The following is a 6,783-nucleotide window of genomic DNA, read 5'->3' on the forward strand; positions in this document are numbered from 1 at the left end:
ACCACGTAATGTGTGACTTTCTCTCAAACCTAACCCCGAACCCCTTCCCTACCAGGGAAAGAGAGCAAAAATCAAAGCCTCTCGTTCACTGGAATAGAGGTTTGGAAGTGGGGTTACAAGAATAAGTTGCACGTCGCGTTAAACCGGATTCGAGATCAGGACTCGGTATAGAATGACCTCCGAACAGATAATTAGGCGTTCCGACATATTAAATACCCAGGTGATTACCCGCGACAACGGCAAGCGGCTAGGCATTATCAGTCAAGTCTGGGTTGATATCGATCAACGAGAGGTTGTGGCTCTTGGTTTGCGAGACAGCCTGATCTCCATTTCGGGCATACCGCGCTATATGTACCTCAACAACATCAGCCAGATTGGTGATGTTATCCTGGTTGATAACGAAGATGTCATTGAAGATATCGAAGTTGAATCTCTCAGTAATTTGATTAACTGGGAAGTAATTACAGAAACAGGTGAAGTCTTAGGCAAAGTTCGGGGCTTCAAGTTCAACGGCGAAACCGGGAAGCTTGAATCTATAGTCATTGCTTCTTTAGGATTGCCCCAAATTCCCGATCAATTTCTGAGTACTTATGAGTTCTCAGTAGATGAAATTGTCAGCACTGGCCCCAATCGGTTGATTGTGTTTGAGGGAGCCGAAGAACGAGTAAACCAGTTAACAGTTGGTTTACTAGAGCGGTTGGGTATCGGTAAAGCACCTTGGGAGCGAGATATAGAAGAAGAATACGGCGGCTATGCTCCACCGCGTACAATTGCAGCACCCAACCAACTGCCTAGTGGAGTGCCATTGCAGCCACCCAGGCAAAAAGTTCGCGCCCCCGAACCCGTAGCGCGGGAAGAAGAATGGAATGAAGACTATGTGGAAGAAGAAAGGCCACAGCGTCAGGTAATGAAGGCGCGGCAGTATGAATCTATTCAATACGAAGAAGATGAGGAAGAAGATAACTGGAGCGAGGCAACAGGCAGCGACAGGTATCAACAACCGCAGCCGCTAAAGTATGAAGCCCAGCCCTATAACAAGCCTTATGTTGACTAATACGATGATTATGACGACGTAGACGGCGATGCTTGGGAAGATGCGCCAAAGCCTGTGAATATTCCTAAGAAAGTCAAGGAAAGACAGCCAGAATACGAAGAAGAAGGCGGATATTAATTAATTCGTAATTCGTAATTCGTAGTTCGTAATTTTCGGCTTAGATTACAAATTATTTCTCTGATAAATTCAGCCCTCTCTTTGCAAGCAATGAGGGGGCTAATTTTTGAGGATAAGTGAGGGAGTGGAGAATGTGCTATTGGCTCAGGGGTAGATATTCAATTTGATCCTGATATTCATCCTCAAACGAAGCTTCCACAATGATGATTAATTCTTCAACGGTTTGTCCGATGCTTTGGTTTGCATCAATGGTGAATATTCCAGGTATATGGCGACCTGAAGCTAAATGGTCAGCCAAATGTCCGGGCATGGACTTACGGTTGTTCGTCACCAAAATAAATCCATTTGTTTCGCACCAAATCAAAATCTCTGGGTCTGGGGTGCCTTTGGGTGGCACATCTAAATCTCCAATGATTCGCACGAGCAATTCAGGGTTGCGCCGCACAAGTTGGGAGCGATATGTATGACTTAGATGTTCATCCAACAGATACCGGATTGCCATTAGCTTTCCTGTAACTGCTTTGGAGCTTTTTCTTCCTGCATTTGCCGAAACCTCATTCTGGCAGGAGACGGATTTTGCTGTTGCTCTTCGCGTATGGTTCGGGAAAATTCCAACCAATCTACCAGATACGCATCAACCTCTGAACGATGATGCAAGTAATACAAAATCGTAGCGTAAACTTGTTCCAACGTCACCGTATGAAATTGTTCGGCAATTTCTTCTGGTGTTTTGCAGCGATAGATATACTCGTAAAGAATGCTCTCAATCCCAATGCGGGTTCCTTTGAGTCGAATGTCATCTGGTGCAAGGGCGTTGAAATACTCTTCCAGTTTCATAAAGCAAAACCCCACGAATGAACATTCCACTTCAATCATAGAAGAACACCGGGAAACTCTATGATGAATGCTAAAACAGTTTGTAACTAATTAGTTAACTGTTCAGAAACCCACTAAAAACTGCTAGCGTGTAGGGGCACGGCACGCAAACGAGAAGCGCTATAAGATTAATTCAGCCTTTTCCTTACTTAACAAGGAGAGGGCTAATTTTTTAGTTATTTCTGATTTTAGCGAGGTTCAAGCCAGTTTTCTACTTTTAAATTAGGAACACGGGAAAATTCACGAATATTAGCGGTAACGAGAGTTAGACCAAGGGTTAAAGAATGGGCAGTAATTAATAAGTCATTAGCTCCAATCGGTTGACCTTGTTGTTCTAAATCAGTGCGGATTTCTGCGTAATATTGCTCTACAGGATGAGTTAGGGGTAGTATTTCAATACTATCCAAAATTATTTCAAGTTTTTCTATGAGCTTTTGGGAGTTCTTCTTTCTAGCTCCAAATCTTGATTCACAAGCTACTATAATACTTGTACAAATTTTGTCTTCTCCGACATCTTGAATTTTTGAAAATACCACTCCTCTGGGGTTTTTAATTAGTTCAGAAATGATGTTTGTATCTAACAAGTATAAATAACTCATTTTGAAAACTCAATATCATCTAAGGGTAATAATCCTTCGTCCACGTCGGCAAAGTCTTCATCCAGTGGTTCAAGGGTGGAAAGGGTTTCCAGGAGGGATTTTTTCTTGATGGGGGAAATGATGGCGAAGGGGATACCGTTTTCGGTAATAGTGAGGGGTTCGCCTGTTTTTTGGGCTTGGTTGAGTAGGGTTTGAATGGTTTCGGGGAGATCGGAAAGAGTGATTTGTGTCATGGTCGGTTCTGGGGTTAGCGGATGAGGACTTGGCGCACATCTATTTTACCCGTGACGACGTTGGTGATGAGGGCATCGATCTCGCCAGTAAATTGGCAATTCCCTTTGCACAAGATCCATCACCACTGAGGATTTGCCATAATTAATGCTGTCGCCTGAGAACTATCTAATGGATGGGAGAACAAATATCCCTGCCCATATTCACACTTCAACTTTCTTAACATTGCTACTTGCTCTTCTGTCTCTATCCCTTCGGCGGTAACATCCACACCTAATTTGTGTGCCAATGTAATAATTGTCTGAACAATATCTAAATTTCCATCATCAAAAATGCTCCCGTTAACAAAAGAACGGTCTATCTTCAACTGATTAATTGGAAAGTGGTGGAGACGACCTAATGAGGAATAGCCCGTACCGAAGTCGTCAATTGCCAACTTAATTCCTAAATTTCTTAGTTGCTTTAGCCTGATGATGGCTTTATCATTGTTTTCCATAATTACGCCTTCTGTAATCTCCAGCGTCAAATTCGGTGCGGGGAGTCCAGTGTCTTGTAGAACTTTATTGATGTGCGGCAGCAAGTTTTCTTCATTGAATCTAGTAGTACAAAGATTGACACTAATGGTCAAGGGACACTTGGATAGATCCCCACAGCTAGAGGAGAATTGCTCTTGCCACTGCTGTATCTGACCACATGCCTCATGCAAGAGCCACTGCTCAATAAGGTTCATTAGCCCGGTTTCTTTGGCAGTTGATATGAAATACTCTGGCAAAACAATGCCGTGTTTTGGATGTAGCCAGCGTACAAGCGCTTCAAAACCAGTTATTCTGCCGCGACTGAGAGACACTATCGGTTGATAATAAACCCGAAACTCTTGAAGCTCAATGGCTCGGCGTAGCTCGTTAACCAACTCCAAATGTGCCATTGCTTGAATATGCATATCAGTGTTAAAAATCTCATAGCACGCCCTGCCTTGTGCCTTAGCTCGGTACATCGCAATATCGGCGTCACGCAAGTAATCTTCTGGTTGTTTATAACCTGTTGTGCTTAAAGCAATGCCAATACTCGCTGTAGTAGAGACTTCGTGCCCGTCTAGAACCACACGAAGTGCCAGATTCTTTTGTATTCGCTCAACAACCCCTACCACTTCTAATACATCTCTAATTCCCACCAGCAAGATGATAAACTCGTCTCCTCCCAGCCGTGCAGCCATATCTGTAGAGCGCAAGCATTCTTGAAGCCTTTGAGCAACGGTAAGCAGTAATTGATCTCCAAATGTGTGTCCGAGGCTGTCATTGATCACCTTAAAGCGATCTAGGTCTAGAAATAACACAGCAAATAGATAATCTGGATGCCGTTTAGAAAAATTGACCGCATCTTCTAAGCGGTTCATAAATAAAGCGCGGTTTGGGAGTCCCGTCAGTATGTCGTGAAACGCAAGATGTAGCAGTTGTGACTTGGCTCGTTTATGCTCTGTAATTTCATCTAGCAATTGCTGATTTGCTTTTGCCAGTTCCACTGTGCGTTTTGCCACTCGTTCTTCAGCTTGTTTAGCTTCGCTGATATTACGCAGCAACCAACGCCAGCCTATCAACTTTTCTTGTGAGTCATACACTGGAGATACCCTGATACTAGCAGGAAAGGGTATACCTAAGCGTGGCTTTAGCTCAATTATGCAGTCCTGTATCTGCTGTAAATTATTTATCAGGGAGCGAAATATCTGACGGTCTTGTTGAGCAAGAAATACAATTAATGGTTTACCTATGAGATATTTTTGGCGCATAGAAAGCATAATTGCTGCTGCATAGTTAGCCTCTAGGATCTTCCCTACGCTATTAGTTACTAAGTAACCATCCGGCGCAAAATCGAATAATTCTTGGTAACGCTGGCGTTCTCTCTCTGCTCCCGCTCTTGTTACCTCTAACTCCTCGGAGGCAGCCAATAGTTCTTCTACTGCCATTTGGAGTTCATCGAAAGCTTCTATTATTAGCTCATGTTGTGAGTTTGGTTGAGTTGCAGTGCGCTGCCATATTCCCCTTACCCGCGATCGCAATTCCTCTATCTGCTGGCTAAAGTTATCTACATCCATGTTGCTCGAGCTGCAAAACTATGAAGCGTGGGTGTAAGCAATATCAGTATCAATAAATACTAATAAATTGGCATCTATAGCAGGGTATACTTTTAATACTTGTACCATTTTTATGTATGTAGATTATTTTGGACTGAACGCTAAAACAGTTTGTAACTAATTAGTAAACTATTCAGCAACTCCCAAAAACTGCTAGCGTCAAACAAAGTAAAATAGCATTGTGGATCTTTAAGCTTGAAAACCCGTTCTAATTACTGGCAATTGCTGCCTTATATTCGACTCCAGTGGCAAACCATTACCAAGGGACTTATTGGTATCTTAGGATACGTGCTGGCCACTTTAATATTAATTAATCTCGCCGGTAAATTGGCAATTCCCTTTGCCCAAGGTAATGTAGTAGCGATCGCTCAAATAACTGGCAGCTGTGCTTTAGTATTTCTTATTAGAGGTTTGTTTCAGTCTATACAAGATTTGTACATGGCAAAAGCTGCTTTGCGAGTTGCTTTTCATCTCCGTCAGCAAGTCTACGCGCATCTTCAAAAGCTAAATCTCAGCTATTTTGAAACGGCAAAAGCTGGTGATTTATCTTACCGCCTCACCGAAGATGTTGACCGCGTTGGCGAAGTGGTAAATAAAGTATTTCACGACTTTATCCCCTGTATTTTGCAGTTGCTAGCAATTCCGATTTACATGATTTATCTGAATTGGCAACTGACACTAGCAACAGTGATAGTTGCACCACTCATGGGTATTTTAATTGGCTGGTTTGGTGAACGGTTACGTAAATATTCCTTAAAAAGTCAAAATCGCGTGTCGGGTTTATCAGCCATCCTCGCGGAAGTTTTCAACGGTATTCGTTTAGTACAGGCTTTTGCTGCCGAAAATTACGAAATTGCCCGGTTTGGACATGAAGCAGAACGCAGTCTCAAAGCAAAATACTCAGCCGAACGCCTGAAAGCGATTCAGATTCCCATTGTGGGATTTCTGGAAGCCTTCAGTGCGTTATCGTTACTGATTGTGGGAGCTTGGCAAATCTCCCAAGGTAACTTGACAGTAGCGAATTTTTTCAGTTATCTGGCGGCGGCGGCGCTATTAATCGATCCCATTGGTCATACTACTAATAACTACAACGAATTTAAGCAGGGTGAAGCATCTGTTGACCGCGTTTTTGAATTGATGGCAATTCAACCAACGGTGATCGAAAAGATAAATGCGATCGCTCTCCCCCCAGTCAAAGGCAAAGTAGAATATCGTCATCTTTCCTTCGCCTATAAACCAGGTGAATCTGTATTAAAAGATATCAGTTTAGTGGTGTCGCCAGGTGAAGCGATCGCGCTTGTGGGTGCTTCTGGTGCTGGTAAAACTACATTTGTGAATCTCTTACCCCGTTTTTACGACCCCGAAGTTGGGCAAATCTTCATTGACGGTATTGATATTCGAGATGTGAAGTTGCATAGTCTGCGGCGACAAATTGGGATTGTTCCTCAAGAAACCATCATGTTTTCCGGGACGATTGCTCAAAATATCGCTTTTGGACAATATATTTTTGACATAAAAGCAGTTAAAGAGGCGGCGAAAATTGCTAATGCTCATCAGTTTATTAGCCAACTACCAGAAGGTTATAAGACTTGGGTAGGCGAGCCTGGGGTAAACTTATCTGGAGGACAAAGACAAAGAATTGCGATCGCTCGTGCTATTCTGCTCAATCCCCAAATCTTGATTCTTGATGAGGCGACATCAGCCTTAGATTCCGAGTCAGAAGCACTGGTACAGGAAGCGCTGGAAAGATTGATGGAAAAACGGACGGTGTTTATTAT

The 6,783-nt window shown here is 43.0% G+C and carries 7 protein-coding genes and 1 pseudogene; 3 read left to right on the forward strand and 5 right to left on the reverse strand.

Annotation, left to right across the window (positions count from 1 at the left end; translation table 11 throughout):
• Positions 1–172: 172 nt before the first annotated feature.
• Positions 173–1,171 (forward strand): annotated as a pseudogene (locus tag IQ229_RS07410) (PRC-barrel domain-containing protein).
• Positions 1,172–1,307: 136 nt separating this feature from the next.
• On the opposite strand, the gene IQ229_RS07415 reads toward IQ229_RS07410, so the two are convergent.
• The 4 genes from IQ229_RS07415 to IQ229_RS07430 form a co-directional block, all read right to left on the reverse strand.
• Positions 1,308–1,673, reverse strand: a complete 366-nt coding sequence (locus IQ229_RS07415; protein WP_194042564.1) for a DUF5615 family PIN-like protein — start codon at positions 1,671–1,673, stop codon at positions 1,308–1,310.
• A complete protein-coding gene (locus IQ229_RS07420) occupies positions 1,673–2,008 on the reverse strand; it encodes a DUF433 domain-containing protein (protein WP_194042566.1) in 336 nt (111 codons plus the stop codon). Before IQ229_RS07420 ends, IQ229_RS07415 begins: the two co-directional genes overlap by 1 nt.
• A gap of 227 nt (positions 2,009–2,235) precedes the next feature.
• Positions 2,236–2,631, reverse strand: a complete 396-nt coding sequence (locus IQ229_RS07425; RefSeq protein WP_409339903.1) for a type II toxin-antitoxin system VapC family toxin — start codon at positions 2,629–2,631, stop codon at positions 2,236–2,238.
• Positions 2,632–2,642: 11 nt separating this feature from the next.
• On the reverse strand, positions 2,643–2,879 hold the full coding sequence (locus tag IQ229_RS07430) for a type II toxin-antitoxin system Phd/YefM family antitoxin (protein WP_194042570.1): 237 nt from the start codon (positions 2,877–2,879) through the stop codon (positions 2,643–2,645).
• Between IQ229_RS07430 and IQ229_RS07435 the strand changes: the two genes are divergently transcribed.
• A complete protein-coding gene (locus IQ229_RS07435) occupies positions 2,873–3,025 on the forward strand; it encodes a hypothetical protein (protein WP_194042571.1) in 153 nt (50 codons plus the stop codon). The two genes, IQ229_RS07430 and IQ229_RS07435, sit on opposite strands and share 7 nt — an antisense overlap.
• On the opposite strand, the gene IQ229_RS07440 is transcribed toward IQ229_RS07435, so the two are convergent.
• A complete protein-coding gene (locus IQ229_RS07440; protein ID WP_194042572.1) occupies positions 2,999–4,966 on the reverse strand; it encodes a putative bifunctional diguanylate cyclase/phosphodiesterase in 1,968 nt (655 codons plus the stop codon). The genes IQ229_RS07435 and IQ229_RS07440 overlap by 27 nt on opposite strands.
• Before the next feature lie 234 nt (positions 4,967–5,200).
• On the opposite strand from IQ229_RS07440, the gene IQ229_RS07445 reads away from it, so the two are divergent.
• Positions 5,201–6,783 (forward strand): ABC transporter ATP-binding protein (locus tag IQ229_RS07445; RefSeq protein WP_194042573.1); only part of this gene is annotated, 1,583 nt, incomplete at its 3' end.

The organism is Nostoc cf. edaphicum LEGE 07299 (assembly GCF_015207245.1).
Classification (GTDB): Bacteria; Cyanobacteriota; Cyanobacteriia; order Cyanobacteriales; family Nostocaceae; genus Nostoc; species Nostoc edaphicum_B.

Bases quoted from the DNA above. Each gene is read 5' to 3' on its own strand.
- IQ229_RS07420 (WP_194042566.1), bottom strand. From the start codon at position 2,008: ATGAAACTGGAAGAGTATTTCAACGCCCTTGCACCAGATGACATTCGA.
- IQ229_RS07440 (WP_194042572.1), bottom strand. From the start codon at position 4,966: ATGGATGTAGATAACTTTAGCCAGCAGATAGAGGAATTGCGATCGCGG.
- IQ229_RS07415 (WP_194042564.1), bottom strand. From the start codon at position 1,673: ATGGCAATCCGGTATCTGTTGGATGAACATCTAAGTCATACATATCGC.
- IQ229_RS07430 (WP_194042570.1), bottom strand. From the start codon at position 2,879: ATGACACAAATCACTCTTTCCGATCTCCCCGAAACCATTCAAACCCTA.